Here is a 19,712-nt window from a genome sequence, read left to right as displayed (position 1 = left end):
GGCTCTATTCTACGGATCCGGGCAACTGGTCGCCTATGGCGTGTCTCACCCTGACGCACGGGGGACGCACGACGCCGCGCGCTCGCCGGCGAGCACATCGCACCGCGCGCTCAGCGAACCTGGTCGCCCCTGACGGCCCGCAGGGTGACGAGCAGTGCGGCGTCATCTGCAGGGAATTCGGCAAGTTCCTCGGATCCGGGGACCGTCTGCCCCAGCAGCCACCCGCCGTCGTCCGACCTCCGCACGCTGAGCGCGACGCCCTGCCCCTCCACGTGGCGCTCCACGAGTACCCGGCCTCGAGGATTCTCGGTGAGATGACCGCGGACGAGGTTCAGCGTGGCCTCGGCGCCTGGGAGGTCGGCGGGCTGGGGGAGCGCCCACCAGGTCCCATAGGCGCGCGGCCTCAACAGGACCGCGACGTCGGGTGCTTCGAGCAGGACGATCCGGTCGGTCCAGGCCGGGGACTCGAGGGTGAGGAGCATGCGCCGCTCGGCCGCACCCAGGGCGATGGCGATGCCGGCCACCTCGCCCTCGATGCTCAGTTCGCCATGGGGATCGACGTGGGCGTAGCTCCGCGCAACTAGCGAGGACACCCCGGCGGAGACCATGTCCGGCAGGTTCTCGTACCGGTCAACGCCGAGGAGGGCGGCCGCCGCCGGGCCGGATTCGCCGCCGTGGAACGCCAGAAGGGCCAGGATCTCCGCGAACCCGAGGCCGATCTGCTCGGGCATGGGCGCCTCCTGGACGGGCGCGTCGTCCACCGTCATGCCTGGCCTCGCCGGAACTCCACGATGCGGTAGGGGACACCGGTGCGCGAGGTGTGCCACCCGCCGTCGTCCGGCCGCACTGATGCGAGGCGCCAGGAGCTGTCCAAGTGGGGCGCGAACGTGTCGCCGTCCACGTCGAGGTCCAGGATCGTCACCACCGCGAGATCCGCGAGCGGCAGGGCCTCGTCGAAGATCTCGCCGCCTCCGATGACCCACACCCGCTCCCCGCCCTCAGACTGCGCGGCCACAGCGAGGGCCTCGTCGAGGGAATGCGCGGACACGGTGCCGGCCGCTTCCCAGCCTGCTTGGCGCGTGACGATGATGTTCGTGCGGCCGGTGAAGGGCCGGAAGCGCTCGGGGATCGATTCCCACGTCCTGCGCCCCATGACGATGGGGTGGCCGGTGGTGGTCGCAGCGAAGTGCTTCATGTCCTCGGGCACATGCCAGGGCATGCCCCCGGCCTTGCCGATGACCCCGCCCTCCTGGGTCTGCGCCCAGATGAGGCCGATCCCGGGCTTTTCGATGCCGGTCATCCCGCCGTTCACACCGCTACGCGCGCCTTGATCGCGGGGTGGTGCTGGTATCCGAGCACCTCGAAGTCCTCGTACCGGTAGTCGAAGATGCTTTCCGGGACGCGCGCGATCGCCAGCTGCGGTGCCGGGTAGGGATCGCGCGAGAGCTGTTCGCGGACCTGCTCGAGGTGGTTGTCGTAGATGTGGCAGTCTGCGCCCGTCCACACGAACTCGCCGACGCCCATGCCGAGCTGCTGCGCGGCCATGTGGGTCAGCAGGGCGTAGGAGGCGATGTTGAACGGGACCCCGAGGAACATGTCCGCGCTGCGCTGGTAGAGCTGGCACGAGAGCTTCGCGGGCCCGTCCTCGGACGGCTCCACGTAGAACTGGAACAGCGTGTGGCACGGCGGGAGGGCCATTTTGGAGATCTCGCCGACGTTCCAGGCCGAGACGATGTGCCGGCGCGAGTCCGGGTTGGTGCGCAGCGACTCCATCACCGCGGCGATCTGGTCGATGTGCTCCCCGTCCGGAGTGGGCCATGAGCGCCACTGGACGCCGTAGACGGGACCGAGCTCGCCGGCGTCGTCCGCCCACTCGTCCCAGATGGTGACTCCCTGCTCCTGTAGCCAGCGCGCGTTCGAGTCGCCGCGGAGGAACCACAGCAGCTCGAGCGCCACGGACTTGAAATGGACCCGCTTCGTGGTCACGAGGGGGAACCCCTTGGCCAGGTCGAAGCGGATCTGGCGGCCGAACACGCTGCGGGTGCCGGTTCCGGTGCGGTCGCCCTTGTGGGTGCCGTGCTCGAGCACATCCCGTAGGAGGTCCTCGTAGGGGGTCGGGATCATGGCATCCAGCCTAGTCGTCATAGGGCTTCATCTGTTCGAGCGCCACGACGCGCGCCGGATCCTCGACGGGCACGTGGAACACGATGAGCTCGCCGGGGGCCAGGTACGGATCGGACGTGGGCAGCTTCGAGGCGAGGCCCGGGTCGAGGAACGTCCGGAACTCGTCCAGGAGAGTCGGCAGCACCGGGCGGTGCGTGCAGATCAGGGCGGGCTTGCCCTTGTCGAACAGACGCACGACGGCGGCGGCGGCCTTCCGCGGTCGCCTCGCCGCGCGGTGCTCGGTGAGGTCCTCGACAAGTCGGATCTTGACCTTGTCCGGGGATGCCCGCACATACGGCAGCACCGTGTCGATGCAGCGGCGCCACGGGCTCGTCGCGACTCGGAGGGGCTTCCACACCGTGAGGAGCCGTCCCACGGCCTGTGCCTGCCGGACACCGCTCGCTGCGAGCGTCCGGTCGCCCTCGGCCTTGGTCCACGAGCTTCGGGGCTTGGCCTTGGCGTGGCGCAGGAGGATGAGTGGACGGGTCGCGAGGGTGCCGTTGCGGTGCGCCTCGACGAGCGCCTCGAGCGGCTCGGCGTCCACCTGGTTGCTCAGCAGGAGCGCGGCCTCCTCGGGGCTGCACCAGTGGGTCTGGTCGACTTCCACTCCGTCGGGCCGCGCACGCGCGCTGCCGTTGAGCTGCTGCGCCCAATAGCTGACGGCCTTGAGGCCGGCCGAGACGCGGTAGTGGGTGGTCGGCAGGGGGAGGCCCAAGCGGGCGTCGACCCCGATCTCCTCCCGCGCTTCGCGCAGGGCGCACTCGGGGAGCGTCTCCCCGGGGTCGAGCTTGCCCTTGGGCCAGGACCAGTCGTCGTAGCGGGGACGGTGGATGAGCAGGACCTCGAGCCGGTCCGCGTCACGCCGCCAGGGGATGGTCCCTGCGGCGTGGACGGCGATCGGCTCGCCGGGGTGTTCGGCCTGGTCCTCGACCGGGGTGTCCGTCATCAGCGGAGGCTTGTGGCTCGCTGCCGGGCGCGGGACGCGAGGAGCCAGGACTGGATGTCCTCGAGTGGGTGCCCTGCCTCATCGAGGTGGTGCCGTGTCCAATGGCCCTCGCGGCCCAGGTGCCAGGATGAGGTGGTCGGGGCGAGGTATCGGTCCAGAAGGGCGATGAGGTCGGCGATGTCCTCGCGGTTCCGCAGCTGCACGAGGGCCTCCACTCGGCGGTCCAGGTTGCGGTGCATCATGTCTGCGGAGCCGATGTACACCACGGGATTGCCGCCATTGGCGAAGGCGAAGACCCGGGAATGCTCGAGGAAGCGGCCGAGGATCGAGCGGACCGTCACGTTCTCGCTCAGGCCCGGCACGCCCGGGCGGAGGGCGCAGATGCCGCGAACGATGATGTCGACCTTCACCCCTGCCTGGGAGGCCCTGTAGAGGGAGTCGATGACGGCCTCGTCGACCATCGAGTTGACCTTGATGATCACGCGCGCCCGAAGGCCGGCCCTCGCGTTGCGGATCTCGGTCTCGATGCGGTCGATCAGCCCGGAGCGCACTGAGCGCGGCGCCACGAGGAGCCGCTTGAACGTGGACTTTGGCGCGTAGCCGGAGAGCTGGTTGAACAGCTTGGAGAGGTCGTCGCCCACCTGCTCGTCGCAGGTAAGGAGGCCCAGGTCCTCGTAGTACCGGGCGGTGCGCGGGTGGTAGTTTCCGGTGCCGATGTGGCAGTAGCGGCGCAGCCCGTCCTTCTCCTGGCGCACCACGAGGGAGAGCTTGCAGTGCGTTTTGAGTCCCACGATCCCGTACACGACGTGGACGCCGGCCTGCTCGAGCTTGCGTGCCCACGAGATGTTGGCCTGCTCGTCGAAGCGCGCCTTGATCTCCACGAGCGCCAGGACCTGCTTGCCGGCCTCGGCGGCGTCGATGAGGGCGTCGACGATCGGTGAGTCACCGGACGTGCGGTACAGGGTCTGCTTGATCGCCTGGACCCTCGGGTCCGCCGCGGCCTGCTCGAGGAACGCCTGGACGGAGGTCGAGAACGAGTCGTAGGGGTGGTGCAGGAGGATGTCGCGGCGGCGCATGGCGGCGAAGACGTCCGCGGCCTTGGACGTCTCGGACTCATTGAGGAACCGGGAGGTGTGGGCGAGCTGCTTCGGGTAGTGCAGCTCTGGGCGGTCGATCCCGGCGACCACGGACAGGCCGCGCAGGTCCAGGGGCGCCGGGAGCGAGTACACCTCGGGCTCCTCGACTCCGAGCTCGCGCACGAGCAGGGCCAGGACGTTCGGGCTGATGTCCGTGGTGACCTCGAGGCGCACCGGCGGCCCGAAGCGTCGACGCAGGAGTTCCTTCTCGAGTGCCTGGAGGAGGTTTTCGGCGTCGTCCTCCTCGACCTCGAGGTCCTCGTTGCGGGTCACCCGGAAGGTGTGGTGCTCGAGCACCTCCATTCCGGGGAAGAGCTGGTCGAGGTGGACCGCGATGAGGTCCTCGAGCGGGATGAAGCGTGCGCTGCGCCGGCTGCCCGCACGCTGGCCGTCCACGGCGATGAGCCGGGGCAGCTGGTCCGGAACCTTGAGCCGGGCGAACAGCTCCTTCTCACTGACCGGATTGCGGACGATTACTGCGAGGTTGAGCGAGAGGCCGGAGATGTAGGGGAACGGGTGGGCCGGGTCCAGCGCGAGCGGGGTCAGGATCGGGAAGACCTGCTCGGAGAACAGCGTGGTGAGCTGCTCGTGCTCTGTGTCGCTGAGGTCCTCCCACGAGACGAGGCGGATCCCCGCCTCCGCGAGGGCTGGGCGGATCTGCTGTGAGAACAAGAGGCTGTGGCGCTCCTGGAGCACGTGCGCTGCTTCCGAGATCTGGTCGAAGACCTCCTGCGGGCTCAGCCCGGCGGGGGAGGGGACGGCCAGGCCGGTGGCGATGCGCCGTTTGAGTCCGGCTACGCGGACCATGAAGAACTCGTCCAGATTCGACGCGAAGATCGAGAGGAAGCTGACCCGCTCGAGGAGGAACAGGTCTGGGTCCTCGGCGAGTTCGAGGACGCGCGCATTGAACGCGAGCCAGCTCAGTTCTCGGTCGAGGAAGCGGTCCGGGCCGTGCTCGCCCTCCGGAGCGAGGCTCGGGACGGCTTCGGGGATGTAGATGCGGTCCTCGGTGGCGCGCGCGGCAGGGACTTCGGAGGACCCGAACACGCCGGTGCGGGCAGGGGCCCATACGGACGACGGCGCGGTGGCGGCTGATGCGGCTGCGGCGGCGGGGGAGGGGACGGCGGCCGGCGAGGGGGCGCCGTCGTGCGTCAATCCGGGTGTGACGGCCACGGAGGGGCGGGGCGCAGAGGCGGTGCTCTGGTCCCGGGCGGCTTCAGTCATGGTTCCTCCCCGAGCGTGTGTGGCGGGTCTGATTCTGGTCCAACCCTACTAGGGGCGCCGCTCCGACGGCCCGTCCTCGGCGGGCGCCGGCCCCCTGTACAGGACGTCCTTGTCCCACAGCGTGAACCCGAGCCGACGGTACATTGCCACCGCGGGCTGGTTGTCAGCGTCGGTGTACAGCATCACCGTGACCAAACCGAGGGAGTGCAGGTAGTCGATGCCGTGGAGCGTGAGTGCCTTGCCCAGGCCGCGGCCCTGCGCCTCGGGGACGACTCCGACGGCGTACACCTCGCCGAGCGCTCGGTGCTCGCCATGGGCGGGGTGGACTTTGGTCCAGTGGAAGCCGAGGATGCGATCGGCGCCGTCGACGGCGAGGAAGAAGCCCTTCGGGTCGAACCACTCCTCTGCCATGCGTGCCTCGAGGTCGCTGCGGCGCAGCTGTCCCTGCTCGGGGTGGTGCGCGAACGCGGCGCGGTTGGCGGCGAGCCACGGCTCCTCGTCCCGGCCGAGGACGAAAGTGCGGATCTTCACGTCCTCCGGCAGGGGCGGGGTGTCCTCATGGGCGTGGCGCACGAGCACCATCTTCCATAGCTCGCGCTCCGGGACGAACCCGTAGTGGGCGGCGAGCTCGGCGGCCGCCTCGTGGTTGCCGTGTGACCAGGCCCTGAGGTCCTCGAGGCCCCGGGCCCCGCGCAGCTCCAGGATGGCCTCGACGATGCGCATGCCCACTCCCTGGTTGCGGTAGTTGGGGTGGACGGCCAGCTCGGCTACCCCCACGTCGTCGGGTCCGAAGGCGATGGCCGCGAGGCCTGCCAGGTCCTCGGGGGCGGACGAGCCCGAGGTGTCGTCGAGCGCATGGACCGCCACAGTGAGCACCTCTTCCGAATGGGTGTCGGGTGACCGGAGGAGCACCGTGGTCTGCTCGGACAGGGGCGGGTTGCCGTCCGAGTCCTCGGCGGCGTCCAGCAGCGCCCGGATCTCGGTCCACAGCGCCTGCGGAACGCGTCCCTCGACGACTGTGACTGGCCAATCCTGCGGGTATGCGCTGGTCATGGGAGACAGGCTAGCGAACGGCACGCGAATAGGCAGCGGTTTGCCCGGGCCGTCATGCTCGGGTACAGTCGTCATCTGCCGCCGAGATCGGCGGCCAAGGGGGATCCACCAGTGGGGTGGCTTGATACGTTCGACCCGTATGTCCTCCACAGTAAGACGAGGGCCCCGCACTGCTCTGCGGGGCCCTCGCGCGTTCCCCGTCTTCGGGGACGGTGCCAGACGCCGTCGCTCCACTATTCGGGTGTGCAGACGGCAGTTGTACAGACAGCAGTTGTACAGACAGCATGAGCAGTCGAGGTGGGCCGTTGCCCATTGTTCGCCAAGTGTTCACCCGCCTTCGGCTTGATTCCGCCGGTGACGTCCCAACCCACTTGTACGCTCAAGTTATGCCCCCAGAGACCGGACCGCAGCCGCCGCTGCACCGGCAGCTCGAGGCGGAGATACGCGGCCGGATCTCGTCCGGGCGCTGGCGCGCCGGGACGAGCCTGCCGAGCGAAGCCGCACTCAGCAGCGAGTTCGGGGTCTCCCGCGGCACCGTGCGCCAGGCGCTCACGGCCCTCCGCGACGAGGGCCTCCTGTTCGGGGGCCGCGGACGTCGGCCCATCGTGCGCTCAGGGGCGAAGTCGCAGCCCTTCTCGACCTTCCTCTCCTTCACCGAGTGGGCCCATGCGCAGAACCTGAAACCGGGACAGCGCACGCTCGAGGTGGCCCGGCGGGAGGCGAGCGCCGAGGCATGCTGTGCCCTCGGCCTGCCCGATGGCGCGCAGGTCGTGGACATCCTCAGGCTGCGGCTGCTCGACGGGGAAGCGGCGATGCTCGAGCGCAGCTCGTTCGCGCTGGACGTGGGCAGGCTGCTGTTCGACTTCGACGCCGAGTCCGGGTCGGTCTTCGAGTTCCTGCACGAACGCGGGATCTCGCTCGACCGCGCGCACCACACGATCGATGCCGTGGCGGCCTCGACCGCCGATGCGCAGATCCTCGGCATCGGCACCGGCGCCCCGCTGCTGCGAGAACGGCGCACCACCTACGACTCGGCCGGACGCGCCGTCGAGTACTCGGACGACCGCTACCTGCCCACGCTGACGAACTTCAGCATCGAGAACCGTGTCGGGAGGTCGGCGCCGCTCGTGAGGCAGCTGCCGCCGCGGACCTGAGCACCTCCCGAGGATCAGGCCTCGCTGAGCTCGTCCTCCGCCAGGCGCGTGAGAGTGAGCCGGTAGCCGACGTTCCGGACGGTGCCGATGAGGCCCTCGTGGTCGGTGCCGAGCTTCGCGCGGAGCCGCCGCACGTGCACGTCCACGGTGCGGGTGCCGCCGTAGTAGTCATAGCCCCACACCTCGGTCAGCAGCTGCTGGCGTGTGAACACGCGTCCCGGGTGCTGGGCGAGGTACTTGAGGAGCTCGAACTCCTTGAACGTGAGGTTGAGCGCCTCTCCGTTGACCTTGGCCGTGTAGCTTGCCTCGTCGATGATGACGCCGGCGGCGCGGATCTCCGTCTCGGGCTCCTCCGCGGTCGCGGCGCGCGAGACGGCGAGGCGGATCCGGGCCTCGACCTCGGCAGGGCCAGCAGAATCGAGCACGATGTCGTCGACGCTCCAGGCCGAGGACACGGCCGCCATGCCGCCTTCGGTGAGAATCAGGATCAACGGTGAACTGAGTCCGGTGGCCCGCAGGAGCTGCGTGAGCGAGCGCGAGCCCACGAGGTCCTTGCGGGCATCGAGGAAGATGACGTCGGACGGGTCCGCGTCGAGGAGGGCGGTGGGCTCGGCGGGAAGGATGTGGACGCGGTGATTGAGCAGCTCGAGCGCCGGGAGGATGTCCACGGACGAACCGGTGGCGTTCGTCAGGAGCAGGATGTGCGACATGGTTCCTCCGTCAGGATCTGTCTGCACGGCGTCGGGCAGGGGTGCATATGACGAATGATTATAGGTGCCGCGGCCGCGTGCACCGGGGCCTGCGTCACACAAGGGCCGCAGTGAGGCAGGATGACAGGGTGACTAACACCGATCTCGGGACTCCACGGGGCGCGATGGCTGGCACGACCGGAGGCACCGGACGGGGGGCCGCGCTGTGAAAGCATGGGTGCGCTCCGTTGCGGCTGGCACTGTGGCGATCGCCGGCATCGCGGTCGCGGTGGGATCGAGTCTTGGCGGCCCGGCGGTGCAGTTCATCGGTGCGGCCGTGGTCGCCGTCGCGGTGGGGCTCGGGTGGCCGTACTTCCTGGGTATTCCGGCGAAGAAGACCAATGGGACGGTCGTCGCGCTGGCAGGCATCGCCTCGGCTGCGGCGGCGGCCTTCGTGCCGGGTCCCGAGTACCTCGTCTGGACGCCACTCGCGATCGCGGTCGGAGTCATGGCCGTTGTGCTGGTCCAGCTCGTACGCGGCACTGGGCAGAGCCACCGGCTCGAGTCGGCCTTCGGCGCGAGCGCGGGAGTGCTCCTCTGCGGCCTTGGTGCGGGGTGGATCGCGACGGCGCGTCACACCGGGGCGGGCTCCATGCTCCTAGTCGCCGCGATCAGCACGGTGGTGGCGCTCCTGATCGGGATGATCCGGTGGCCGGACACCATCGTGGCACCGCTGACCATTGTGTTCGCCGGCCTCGCGGCCCCGCTGGCAGGGCTTGTCCTCGCGGACATCGCGGTACTGCCGGCCACCCTTGCGGGGGTCCTGATCGGGGCGGTGCTCGCCGCCTTCCGCGCTCTGAACAGCACCCGGTCGGATCGGGTTGCTACGGCGGGGTTCGTGGCCCTGGGCCTCGCGCCGGCGTTCGCAGTGGGTGCGATCGCGTACTTCTTGGACCGCATGCTCGTGGTCTGAGCCATGGGCAGTGGGCGGCGAGCGCGTGGTGTGGCGGCCCTCACGCCTGTCGCGCCCCTGGGAGGCACTACGATGGCGTTATGAGCGTTTTTGCCTTCGAGGTCTTCTTCATCGTCCTCCTTGCCGTGACCGCGGTGGCTATGGCCTGGTTCGCCGGCCTCGTCATCTGGAAGCTGTTCCACGGCCAGCGCTGAGACCTGACGCGAAGATCCCTTCGGCGAAGGAACTGCACGTGCCCATCGAGATTCCGTCCGGCCTGACCCCCGAACTCGTCCCGCTGTCGTGGCTCATCGGGGAGTGGGAAGGACGGGGCCGCCTCGGAGCAGGAGAGGGTGACGACGAACACTTCGTCCAGCATGTCGTCTTCGCCCACAATGGGTTCCCCTACCTCCAGTACACCGCCGAGAGCTGGCTCGCGGACGAAGACGGGAAGCGCATCCGTCCGCTCTCGACCGAGGCGGGCTATTGGCAGATCGACAGGCCCATGCAGGACGCCGACGGCGGCCCCGGGCTCACCCCGCCGGACATCGTCCCCGCCTACACCTCGGCTGACGAGGTCGAGTCGCTGCGCAACAGCCATGATGGGTTCGACATCACTGTGACGATCGTCCACCCGGCCAGCATCGCGGAGCTGTACTACGGGCAGATCAAGGGTCCCCAGATCCAGCTGAGCACGGATGCGGTGCTCCGAGGAGCGCATGCGAGGGACTACAAGGCGGCGACCCGCATCTTCGGCCTCGTCAACTCGGACCTCTTCTGGCGCTGGGACGTCGCCGCGGGCGGTGAGCCGCTGGCTCCGCACGCCTCGGCGATCCTGCGGCGGGTCTCGGCTCCGGCCGCGGGCCAAGCGCCGACCGAGTAGGCCCCGTTGCGGCCCTGGCCGTCGCACGGGACTGAAATCACCCCATCACGCGTTGGAATGGATATGACCTACGCCTCCTCACTATTGACCCGCCCGGGCGCGGTCGCAGCCCACGGACCGGACGAGGGCGTCGCCGCGCATTACGGCGACCCGATGCGGGAGCAGCGGGAACTCGCCCAGGGACGAGCCGTCGTCGACCTCTCCTACCGAGGCGTGGTCACGGTCGCCGGGCCCGACCGCCTCTCGTGGCTCACCACACTTTCGTCCCAGCGGGTGGCCCAGCTGACCCCGGGCCAGTCCAGCGAACTGCTCCTGCTGAGCCTCCACGGGCGCATCGAGTTCGACGCACGGATCATGGACGATGGCGAACGGGCGTGGCTCCTCGTCGAGCACGGGGAGGCCGAGGGCCTCGCCGCATGGCTTGAGTCGATGAAGTTCATGCTGCGCGTCGAGATTGAGAACGCATCGGACCGCTGGGCCGTGCTCGGCGCGACCCGGCGACTGAACGCCCTCGACCCCTTCGGGCCGCACGGCCGTCCCCTCGTCTGGGCCGATCCGTGGCCGCACATTGCACCCGGCGGCTACAGCTACGCGGCCATCGACGACGCCCACCATCCGGGGCTCGACCGGCCGTGGTTCGAGCACGTGGTCGAACAGGGCCGGGTTGGCGAGGCGGTTTCCGCACTGGGGGCCGACGGCGTGGGGCTCGCAGGCACCATGGCGTCCGAGGCCCTCCGCATCGCTGCCTGGCGGCCCCGGTGGGGCGTCGAGACGGATGAGCGCACGATCCCGCACGAACTCGACCTCCTCCGTACTGCCGTCCACCTCTCCAAGGGCTGCTACAAGGGCCAGGAGACCGTGGCCCGCGTGCACAATCTGGGGCATCCGCCGCGGCGCCTCACGCTGCTCCAGCTCGACGGATCGGCTCACACCCTGCCTGCGGCCGGAAGCGAGGTGGTCCTCGGCGTTGGCTCCGACGCGGGCGCCAAGCCGGTCGGGCGCGTGACCTCCGCGGCCCTCCACCACGAGATGGGGCCGATCGCCCTTGCCGTGCTCAAGCGTTCCGTCGACCCGCGGGCATCCCTCGTGGTGCTGGGCGAGGCCGAGGGCGAAGAGTACGCAGCTGCCCAGGAAGTCATTGTCGCGCCCGATGCCGGCCAGGTGGTCGGGCGCCCCGCTGGACTGCTCCGGAGGAACGCGTGACCGAGAACCCTCAGATCCCTGACGACGTGATCGCCCTCGCGGGCAAGCTCTTCGACGCCGCCCGCGCCGGGGACGAGCCCGTGCTGCGGGCGTACCTTGAAGCGGGTGCCCCGGCAACGCTCGCAAACCAGGCGGGGGACACGCTCCTCATGCTCGCCGCGTATCACGGGCACGCCAGCGCTGTGAGGCTGCTCGGAGCGCATGGCGCCGATGTCGAGGTCGCGAACGACCGCGGCCAGACGCCGCTCGCCGGCGCCGTCTTCAAGGGCCACGGCGACGTCGTGGACGCGCTGCTGGCGCTCGGTGCCGATCCTGACGCCGGCTCGCCGACGGCGCGCCAGGCCGCGCACATGTTCGGCCGGACGGAGATCGTCGACCGGTTCGGCACGGCCGGCTGACCTCGCGTGCCTCGTGATGCCTGCCGTCAGCGAACAGCTGCGGACACGCGCTGTCCTCCTCAGATGGGATCCTTGAATGGTGGAAAAGATCCAGCGCCCCTGGGCTGCCCTGTGGGCGCTCGTCATCGGGTTCTTCATGATCCTCATCGACACAACGATCGTCTCAGTGGCAAACCCCGCGATCATGCGCGCCCTGAACGCGGACATCAACTCTGTCATCTGGGTCACGAGCGCCTACCTCCTCGCGTACGCCGTTCCGCTCCTCATCACCGGACGGCTCGGAGACAGGTTCGGCCCCAAGCGCATGTACCTGTTGGGGCTGGTGGTGTTCACACTGTCCTCGCTCTGGTGCGGGCTGGCGGACAGCATCGGCTCGCTCATCGCCGCGCGTGTAGTGCAGGGGCTCGGCGCCGCATTCATGACACCGCAGACCATGGCGGTGATCACCCGCATCTTCCCGCCTGAACGGCGCGGCGCCGCGATGAGCATTTGGGGCTCGACCGCGGGCGTCGCGATGCTCGTCGGCCCGATCCTCGGCGGCGTGCTGGTGGACGGCTTCGGATGGGAATGGGTCTTCTACATCAACGTCCCCGTGGGGATCGTCGGATTCGTCCTCGCGGCGAGGCTCGTCCCGGCCCTGGCCACGCACTCGCACCGGTTCGACTGGCTCGGCGTGGCGCTGAGCGGGGTCGGAATGTTCCTCCTCGTTTTCGGCATTCAAGAGGGCCAGACCTATTCGTGGGGCACCATCACCGGGCCTATCACCGTGTGGGGACTCATCATCGCGGGCATCGTCGTGATGCTCCTGTTCGTGGTCTGGCAGTGGCGCAACCGTGCGGAGCCGCTGGTCCCGCTCAGGCTGTTCCGTGACCGGAACTTCTCGATCTCCAACATCGGCATCTCCACCGTCGGCTTCGCCGTGACCTCGTTCGGCCTGCCCACGATCTTCTACTACCAGCTGGTGCGCGGCATGACGCCGACCCAGTCCGCACTCATGAGCATCCCGCTCGCCGTGCTTTCCGGCGCGCTGGCCCCGTTCGCGGGCAAGCTGGTGGACCGGGGCCACGCGAAGGCCATGAACGTCGGCGGGATGCTCGTGTTCGCCGCTGGCCTCGTCCTGTACGCCGTGCTCATGACGCCGGACACCCCCATCTGGGCGCTGCTGATTCCGAGTGCCGTGGTCGGCATCGCCAACGCGGGGATCTGGGGGCCGCTGGCAACGCTCGCGACCCGCAGCCTGCCGCCTCAGCTGGCTGGCGCCGGCTCCGGAATCTACAACACGACACGTCAAGTCGGCGCCGTACTGGGGTCGGCCGCCATCGCTGCCTTCATGCAGGCCAGGCTGGCCGCCGAGCTTCCCAGCAGCGGCGGTCACGCCGCGCCGGCGGGCGAGTTCGCCGCGGGCCATCTCCCGGTGGCCCTGCACGCTGGCTTCTCGGCGGCCATGGGCCAGTCGGTGCTCCTGCCCGCGGCTTTGGGCGTGGTCGGCCTCGCGGTCGCCCTCTTCTTCGTCAAGGTCCCCGCCGCGGATGAGCCGGCACCGGGCCGGCAGGACAAGGTCGCAGATCACCAGCACTGACCGCCCTCCGCCCAGGCCGGTCGCCTCACTCCGGGTCGCCTCAGCCGGGATCGAGACCACCAGCGCTTTTCGGACGACGCCGGGCGGTCGCCAACGCGGGCTCCCCGCCTTCGCCGTCACGCCGAGTCGGCGGATCAGCGGCGAGGCAGCTGCACCGAGGCGAAGTGGCCCTGCGCCTGGATCCCGAGGGCGTCCGCCAGCCGCAGACCAGCCAGAGCGTGGGACGGCACGGCAACCTGGACAATGAGCCCGTCCGCAAGGGCCTCATGAGCCGCCACGGAGGCCGCGAGGCGCCCGAGGCCCCGGCCACGCAGCGCGGGGGCCACGAGCACGCCCAGGTCGGCAAGCAGGCCCTCCTGCACCGAGTAGGCCGCGCACGCGGCGGGTCCGTCGGGGAGCATCACTGTATAGCGGTGCTCCCGCCCCGTGAGGCCGGCGGAGGAGACATCGTCGGGCGGACAGCCCATCTCGAGCCCTATCGCGTCAGCGGCGGCGCGTGAGATCTGCGGTCCCGTGTCGGGCTGCTGAAGCGGGAGGTCGTCGGCGAAGCCGAGCACGGCGGTGTGGAGCCCGTGCCCACCGGCACCTGCCGCGCGCAGAAGGGCGCCTCCGGCCACGAGGTCGTCGGAATCCATGCCGTTCGTTGCCTCGACGAGCTCCGACGGCCCGCTCACGGCGAGCTGCCCGAAGAGCACGAGGGCGACCAGCTCGCGTGCGCTGTCATGCTCCGAGAGGAGCCGCGCGCCGTCGTCCGAGAAGCTCAGGTCCGGAAGCCCCAGCCGCCGCGCCCATGCAAGGCGCACAATGCCGCGGCTGCCAGTGTGGAACGTCCCCGTGTCAGTCAAAGACTCATCCGAAGAGGACGGCGGCCTCGTCATACCGATGCCGCGGGACGGTCTTGAGCCTGCCGAGAGCCTCCTCGAAACCAACATGCGCGATCTCCGTGCCATGGAGGGAGACCATGGTGCCCCAGCGGCCGTCCACGACCGAGTCGATCGCGGCCATGCCCAGACGTGTCGCGAGGACCCGGTCGAACGCGGTAGGCACGCCGCCGCGCTGGATGTGCCCCAGAATCGTCGCACGGGTCTCGATGCCGGTGCGCGACTCGATCTCGGGGGCAAGCTGCTCCGCGATGCCGCCGAGACGAGGCCGCCCGAAGGTGTCGAGACCGCGCTCAGAGTGCGGGGCGTCCATGCCCTCGAGCACGAAGCCTTCCGCTACCACCACAAGCGGGGCACGTCCACGGTCCCGGGCCAGCTGGACCCAGGTCGCGATCTGGTCCATGCTGACCTTCTGCTCGGGGATGAGGATCGCGTGGGCACCGGAGGCCATGCCGGAGTGCAGCGCGATCCACCCCACATGCCGGCCCATGACCTCGGCGATCATGCAGCGATGGTGGGACTCCCCGGTGGTGCGCAGGCGGTCGATGGCCTCGGTCGCGATCTCCACGGCCGTGTCGAAGCCGAACGTGTAGTCGGTCGCGTCGAGGTCGTTGTCCACGGTCTTCGGCACGCCGACGATCTTCAGGCCAGCGTCCGTGAGCCGCCGGGCTGCCGCGAGAGTGCCTTCCCCGCCGATCGCGATGATTGCGTCGATCCCGAGCCGCTCCATGTGGCCCTTGATGACGTCCGGCCCTCCGCCCTTCTCGAATGGATTGGTGCGCGAGGTGCCCAGGATCGTGCCACCCTGCTTCGCGATGCCGCGCACCATAGTCCGCGGCAGGTCGATCACATCTCCCTGCACCACGCCTCGCCATCCGTCGCGGTACCCCACGAACTCCTGGCCGTGCACCGCGATGCCCTTGAGCACCGCGCCGCGGATCACCGCGTTGAGGCCGGGGCAATCGCCGCCGGAGGTGAGGATGCCGATCTTCATTCGGGGCCTTCCCGTCGGTTGGGCCATGCCGCGCCGGGCGGGGCCGAGGATCCTGTGAACGAGGCGCCCCGTTGAGCCCGCGCCCAGTCTAGCCGCGGCCACAGTGGCGTACACCACGTCATGGGAGCGCGGCGACCCCACCCGAGACGCGCAAGGGCCCGACCCCGCGATGGGGTCGGGCCCGCGAGTGCCGCACCGAACGGCGGGACGCAGGTCACATGGCGGGGCCGCCAGCGCCTGGGCCAACAGAGCCTGAGCCGGGGCCGCCGGGACCGATCCCCTTGGGGGCGACCCAGCCTTCGAGGATGATCCGCCCGTCCTGGTCGGGCAAGAGGATCCACCCCGCGACGTACACGAGGACTGCGGGTCCGGGGAGCAGGCAGAGGACGAGGAAGACGATCCGCACGAACGCCGGGTCGACGTTGAGCTTGTCTGCGATCCCGCCGAGCACGCCGCCGAGGACGCGGCGGGGGCCGCGCTTCAGGCCGATTCCGCGAAGTGCGTCGAAGAACTTGTCCATGGTTTCCTCCAGATGGGTGAATGGTGGGAGCTGGTGGATTCAGTCTGTCGTGCCGGGGCGTTCATCGCGAGGCCCCGTGGGGTCCTCGTAGGGGCTCCGCCGCACAGAGGTGGTGGGCAGGCCTCCCTCTGGGAGGTCGCCCGCGGCGGTGCCCTGCGCGGCGTCGTGCGCCACGGCGTCGTGCGCCAGTTCGCGCCGTCGGAGCGAGGCAGCGATCCCGCCGATCACCAGCCCCAGCCCGGCGAGGAGCAGGATGCCCGCGGCCGCATACCCCGGATCGACGCTGAGCCATCCCAGCCGGTTGGCCAGCATGAGTGCTCCGACCACGATGACCACTGCTCCCCACACGATTGTTCCGATGGATGGACCTGATGCCTCGGTACGGAAGTCCTGCTTGGTGCTCATCTCAGCGCTCCTCGGTGACGGTGATCTCGCTCAGGGTCGCGTCGAGCTGGACGACGAGGCTTGCCCCGGGCTTGTTTGAGTTGTAGGTGGTGGTTTCGTGCCGGCTGAATCCAGCGGTGTTCTGGCCGCTGGCCTTCACCTCCGCGAGGGTCGTGGAGCTGCGGACCTGGACGGGGACGTCCTTCGGCACGGTGATGGTCACCTGGCTCATGGTCGTCTTGATGGGGATGACCGTCTCGCTGGCCAGCGGGCCGGCGCTGTCCAGCGCGCTGAGGTTGAGCGTGCCGCGCGCAGCGGTGATGTCGTACCCGCTCACGGCCTGCTGGAGGGTCGAGGGGCTCTCACTGACCACATGGGTCTGCGTGTTGGCGAACCGGTCGACGGTCTGGGAGACCGTGCCGCTGACGAGGGCGATCACGGCGAAGAGGGTCAGCATGCCGGCGGTGCGGCCGCGGAGGCCGGAGACGAGGATGCCAAGGCCGAGGACGATCGCGACGGCCGTCCAGATCGCGCCGGCACCGAGGCTCATGGCACCCATGGCGATGAGGGCACCGAGGGAACCGGCCACGAGGGCGGCAACGCCGAGGACGACCAGGACAAACGGTGCCGACGGGCCGCGTCTGCGCGGTGGCCGAGGCTGGGCGCGTACCGCGGGCGGAACCGATCCGCCGTAGTACGGGGGCGGGCTGTACGGGCCGCTCGTGGGGGCGACGCCGTACGACGGCGCGCTGGTCGGTTTGGCGTAGGAGGCGCCGCCCGTGGCGGGTGCACCGGCGTCGAACGGCAGCGGCGCATAGCCCGGCTGCGGTGCATGGGGCGGGACACTGCCCGGCTGGCCGGGATACTGCCCCGAAGGATACTGACCCGAAGGGTACTGCCCTGACTGGGGCGCCGTGGGCCTGTAGACCGCCCGACGCCGGCTGCCTCGCACGAGGCTGTAGATCCCGAAGGCCACGACGGCCACCCAGAACAGGCCCCAGAACGCGCCGCCGACTCCGCGCTCGCCGAACCAGAAGCCGGCGCGTGCTCCGCCGAGGCCGAGGACGGTGACGATGAGGCCGCCGGTCATTCCGGCGGACCAGCGGCCGTGTGAGGCCTCCTGGAGATGGATGCGACCGTCTGGCTCAGGGAGGAGGAGCCACAGGATGCCGTAGGCCAGGACCCCGACGCCAAGGAAGATTGCCGCGACGATGAAGAGGCCGCGCACCAGGACTGGGTCCACGCCCCACCGGTGGGCGATACCGCTCGCGACGCCGCCCACCCAGCGGTCGCCTCCACGCACGGCGCCAAGTCCACGGACCCAGCCGAAGAAGTCGCCGCCGCGGGTGGGGGCGGGATGGCCCGGCGCGCCCGATCCCGGGGCCGAGGGGTTGGCCTGAGGATGGGGTTCGTCCTGGGGCTGGGATGCTGGCGTCTCGCCAGGAGTGTGTTCGGTGCTCATGCATCCATCCTTCCGCCCTGGCACCCCCATACCCATGAGGGGACACCCTGAACGGACCCTGAATGGACCCCGGGAACGCCGTCCGAGTTGGCACTGCGGCCTGCCATTGGTGCTTGGATGGAAGCATGAACACCGCCATCGTCCGCCCGCCGCTCGTGCGGGGAGAGGACCGGCTCATCGCCGGGGTCTGCTCCGGGCTGGCTCGCCACCTCGGACTGCGCACGGACCTCGTGCGCTGGATCATGGCCGGCGCCGCCTTCCTGGGCGGCGCGGGCGTGGTCCTGTACGGGTGGCTGTGGATCATGGTGCCCACCGCGGCGGAGGCGGAGAAGCGGGCCGCACGCCGTCCGGCGTCGACCATCGCGCCAGGGGTGAGCGAACCGGCCGCTCCCGGGCCGGCGAGGGCCCCCGCGCACATGCCGCGCTATGCGCGCGAGGTGCTGCTCGGAGTCGTGCTCCTCTTGGGTGCGGTCGCGCTCGGCGGCCCGCTCATCGGCGTCGACGTCCCGCTGGACACCGTCGTTCCGATCGCTGCCATCCTCGGCGGCGTTGCCCTCGCTTGGATGCAGCTCGACGAGGCGCGCCGCGAGAAGCTCGTCCGGGGCGCCGGCGCCGAGCGCTGGACCGGCTGGCTGCGGCTCGGCGCGGGCCTCGCGCTCGTGGTCGCCGGTGTGGCCCTTGCCGTCTCCGGCGGCCAGTGGAACGTGCTCGGCATGTCCATGCTTGCCTCCCTCGCCGTGCTCGCCGGCGTGGCGCTCGTCCTGCTCCCGTGGGGGCTGAAGTTCTGGCGCGAGTTCGGCGCCGAGCGGGCGGCGCGGGTGCGCGAGGAGGAACGTGCCGAGATCGCGGCGCACCTCCACGATTCCGTGCTGCAGACGCTCGCCCTCATCCAGCGGCGGGCAGGGAGCGAGGCGGACGTGACCCGCTTGGCCCGGGCGCAGGAGCGCGAGCTGCGCGAGTGGCTCTACCGGGATTCCCGCGGTGGGTACGGCACGTTCGCGGATCGGGTCGCCGAGCTTGCCGGGCAGGTCGAGGACCTTCACGGGGTGCCGATCGACGTGGTCACGGTCGGAGGCACAGGGCCGGGAAGCACGGACGGAGGCGCGTTAGACCCGGCCGACGGCGAGCGAGTTCGGGAGGGGCAGGATGCACTGCTCCAGGCCGCGCGCGAGGCGATGCTGAACGCGGTCCGCCACGGTGCGGGACCGGTCTCGGTCTATGCGGAGTGCGGCAGGGACGCCACCGAGGTCTTCATCAAGGACCGAGGCGCGGGCTTCGATCCGGATGCGGTCCCGGCGGACCGGCTCGGGGTGCGCGAGTCGATCGTGGGCAGGATGCGGCGCCACGGCGGCGAGGCCACGATCGTCAGTGGCGCCGAAGGCACGGAGGTGCGGCTGCGGCTGCCCGGAACGGAGGAGTCATGAGCGAGCAGCCGGCGCCGGTGAGCGTTGTGATCGTGGACGACCACACGATCTTCCGCTCGGGCCTCAAGGCGGACCTCGACGACCGCGTGCGGGTGGTGGGGGAAGCCGGGACGGTCGAGGGGGCGATCGAGGCCATCGAGCGGCTTCGCCCGCAGGTTGTCCTGCTCGACGTGCACCTGCCAGGTGGCCTCGGCGGCGGGGGGCGCGAGGTGCTCACGCGCAGCGCCGCACTCCTCGGGGAGGTCCGCTTCCTCGCGCTCAGCGTCTCGGACGCCGCCGAGGACGTGGTCTCGGTGATCCGTGCCGGCGCCCGCGGGTACGTGACCAAGACCGCTTCGGGACCCGAAATCACCGCTGCCGTGCTGCGCGTCGCAGACGGGGACGCCGTGTTCTCGCCCCGCCTCGCGGGCTTTGTGCTGGACGCCTTCGGCACCCAGTCGGTGGCCGACGACGAGCTCGACAAGCTCTCGGCGCGCGAACTCGACGTCATGCGCCTGATCGCCCGCGGCTACTCCTACAAGGAGACCGCGAAGGAGCTCTTCATCTCGGTCAAGACTGTCGAGACCCACGTCTCGGCGGTGCTCCGCAAACTCCAGCTGACCAACCGGCACGAGCTCTCCCGGTGGGCCGCAGACCGGCGCATCTGGTAGTGCGCAGCGGCTGGGAT

At 70.1% G+C, this 19,712-nt stretch carries 20 protein-coding genes; 8 read left to right on the top strand and 12 right to left on the bottom strand.

Features of this window, described 5'->3' with window-relative positions; all coding sequences use genetic code 11:
• Nucleotides 1-110: 110 nt before the first annotated feature.
• The 6 genes from LF262_RS05425 to mshD are packed head-to-tail and all read right to left on the bottom strand — an operon-like array spanning nt 111 to nt 6,522.
• Entirely contained in the window at nt 111-731 is a 621-nt protein-coding gene (locus tag LF262_RS05425) for a hypothetical protein (RefSeq protein ID WP_235779193.1), read from the bottom strand.
• Nucleotides 732-763: 32 nt separating this feature from the next.
• Complete coding sequence (locus LF262_RS05420) at nt 764-1,300, bottom strand: dihydrofolate reductase (RefSeq protein ID WP_235779192.1); 537 nt, start codon at nt 1,298-1,300, stop codon at nt 764-766.
• A gap of 8 nt (nt 1,301-1,308) precedes the next feature.
• The gene (locus tag LF262_RS05415; RefSeq protein ID WP_235779191.1) at nt 1,309-2,124 is read right to left on the bottom strand and encodes a thymidylate synthase; all 816 of its coding nucleotides are present in this window, start codon (nt 2,122-2,124) and stop codon (nt 1,309-1,311) included.
• Between the two features lie 10 nt (nt 2,125-2,134).
• Nucleotides 2,135-3,112: an NUDIX hydrolase gene (locus LF262_RS05410; RefSeq protein ID WP_235779317.1), complete on the bottom strand. Its 978-nt coding sequence runs from the start codon at nt 3,110-3,112 to the stop codon at nt 2,135-2,137.
• The gene (locus tag LF262_RS05405; RefSeq protein WP_235779190.1) at nt 3,109-5,469 is read right to left on the bottom strand and encodes an RNA degradosome polyphosphate kinase; all 2,361 of its coding nucleotides are present in this window, start codon (nt 5,467-5,469) and stop codon (nt 3,109-3,111) included. The genes LF262_RS05410 and LF262_RS05405 overlap by 4 nt, the downstream gene beginning before the upstream one ends.
• 48 nt (nt 5,470-5,517) lie before the next feature.
• A complete protein-coding gene (gene mshD / locus LF262_RS05400; protein WP_235779189.1) occupies nt 5,518-6,522 on the bottom strand; it encodes a mycothiol synthase in 1,005 nt (334 codons plus the stop codon).
• A gap of 386 nt (nt 6,523-6,908) precedes the next feature.
• Here mshD and LF262_RS05395 point away from each other — a divergent pair, with 386 nt between their 5' ends.
• Nucleotides 6,909-7,676 (top strand): GntR family transcriptional regulator, encoded by a 768-nt coding sequence (locus LF262_RS05395; protein WP_235779188.1) that lies wholly within the window; start codon nt 6,909-6,911, stop codon nt 7,674-7,676.
• Nucleotides 7,677-7,690: 14 nt separating this feature from the next.
• On the opposite strand, the gene LF262_RS05390 is transcribed toward LF262_RS05395, so the two are convergent.
• A complete protein-coding gene (locus LF262_RS05390) occupies nt 7,691-8,386 on the bottom strand; it encodes a winged helix-turn-helix transcriptional regulator (protein WP_235779187.1) in 696 nt (231 codons plus the stop codon).
• 205 nt (nt 8,387-8,591) lie between these two features.
• Between LF262_RS05390 and LF262_RS05385 the strand changes: the two genes are divergently transcribed.
• The 5 genes from LF262_RS05385 to LF262_RS05365 all read left to right on the top strand — a co-directional run bounded on the left by LF262_RS05385 (nt 8,592) and on the right by LF262_RS05365 (nt 13,380).
• Nucleotides 8,592-9,338: a permease gene (locus LF262_RS05385; protein ID WP_235779186.1), complete on the top strand. Its 747-nt coding sequence runs from the start codon at nt 8,592-8,594 to the stop codon at nt 9,336-9,338.
• A gap of 232 nt (nt 9,339-9,570) precedes the next feature.
• A complete protein-coding gene (locus LF262_RS05380; protein ID WP_235779185.1) occupies nt 9,571-10,200 on the top strand; it encodes a nitrobindin family protein in 630 nt (209 codons plus the stop codon).
• 63 nt (nt 10,201-10,263) lie between these two features.
• On the top strand, nt 10,264-11,403 hold the full coding sequence (ygfZ, locus tag LF262_RS05375; RefSeq protein WP_235779184.1) for a CAF17-like 4Fe-4S cluster assembly/insertion protein YgfZ: 1,140 nt from the start codon (nt 10,264-10,266) through the stop codon (nt 11,401-11,403).
• Complete coding sequence (locus LF262_RS05370; RefSeq protein ID WP_235779183.1) at nt 11,400-11,801, top strand: ankyrin repeat domain-containing protein; 402 nt, start codon at nt 11,400-11,402, stop codon at nt 11,799-11,801. The genes ygfZ and LF262_RS05370 overlap by 4 nt, the downstream gene beginning before the upstream one ends.
• Before the next feature lie 79 nt (nt 11,802-11,880).
• A complete protein-coding gene (locus tag LF262_RS05365; RefSeq protein ID WP_235779316.1) occupies nt 11,881-13,380 on the top strand; it encodes a DHA2 family efflux MFS transporter permease subunit in 1,500 nt (499 codons plus the stop codon).
• 134 nt (nt 13,381-13,514) lie between these two features.
• On the opposite strand, the gene LF262_RS05360 is transcribed toward LF262_RS05365, so the two are convergent.
• From LF262_RS05360 to LF262_RS05340, 5 genes are all read right to left on the bottom strand, one after another.
• Nucleotides 13,515-14,225 carry a GNAT family N-acetyltransferase gene (locus LF262_RS05360; RefSeq protein WP_235779182.1) on the bottom strand — a complete coding sequence of 237 codons (711 nt, stop codon included), beginning with the start codon at nt 14,223-14,225 and terminating at the stop codon, nt 13,515-13,517.
• 4 nt (nt 14,226-14,229) lie between these two features.
• Nucleotides 14,230-15,255, bottom strand: coding sequence for a 6-phosphofructokinase (locus LF262_RS05355; protein WP_235779181.1), 1,026 nt, complete (start codon nt 15,253-15,255; stop codon nt 14,230-14,232).
• A 214-nt stretch (nt 15,256-15,469) separates the two neighbouring features.
• Nucleotides 15,470-15,775, bottom strand: coding sequence for a PspC domain-containing protein (locus tag LF262_RS05350; RefSeq protein WP_235779180.1), 306 nt, complete (start codon nt 15,773-15,775; stop codon nt 15,470-15,472).
• A gap of 39 nt (nt 15,776-15,814) precedes the next feature.
• Nucleotides 15,815-16,180, bottom strand: coding sequence for a hypothetical protein (locus LF262_RS05345; RefSeq protein WP_235779179.1), 366 nt, complete (start codon nt 16,178-16,180; stop codon nt 15,815-15,817).
• A gap of 1 nt (nt 16,181) precedes the next feature.
• The gene (locus tag LF262_RS05340; protein WP_235779178.1) at nt 16,182-17,621 is read right to left on the bottom strand and encodes a PspC domain-containing protein; all 1,440 of its coding nucleotides are present in this window, start codon (nt 17,619-17,621) and stop codon (nt 16,182-16,184) included.
• A 125-nt stretch (nt 17,622-17,746) separates the two neighbouring features.
• Between LF262_RS05340 and LF262_RS05335 the strand changes: the two genes are divergently transcribed.
• Nucleotides 17,747-19,045, top strand: coding sequence for an ATP-binding protein (locus LF262_RS05335; RefSeq protein WP_235779177.1), 1,299 nt, complete (start codon nt 17,747-17,749; stop codon nt 19,043-19,045).
• On the top strand, nt 19,042-19,695 hold the full coding sequence (locus LF262_RS05330; protein ID WP_235779176.1) for a LuxR C-terminal-related transcriptional regulator: 654 nt from the start codon (nt 19,042-19,044) through the stop codon (nt 19,693-19,695). The genes LF262_RS05335 and LF262_RS05330 overlap by 4 nt, the downstream gene beginning before the upstream one ends.
• Nucleotides 19,696-19,712: the final 17 nt, after the last annotated feature.

This window comes from Sinomonas notoginsengisoli (assembly GCF_021554725.1).
GTDB lineage: Bacteria > Actinomycetota > Actinomycetes > Actinomycetales > Micrococcaceae > Sinomonas > Sinomonas notoginsengisoli.
Note: the sequence above shows the minus strand (reverse complement) of the source record. Positions and strands in the feature narration are given on the sequence as shown.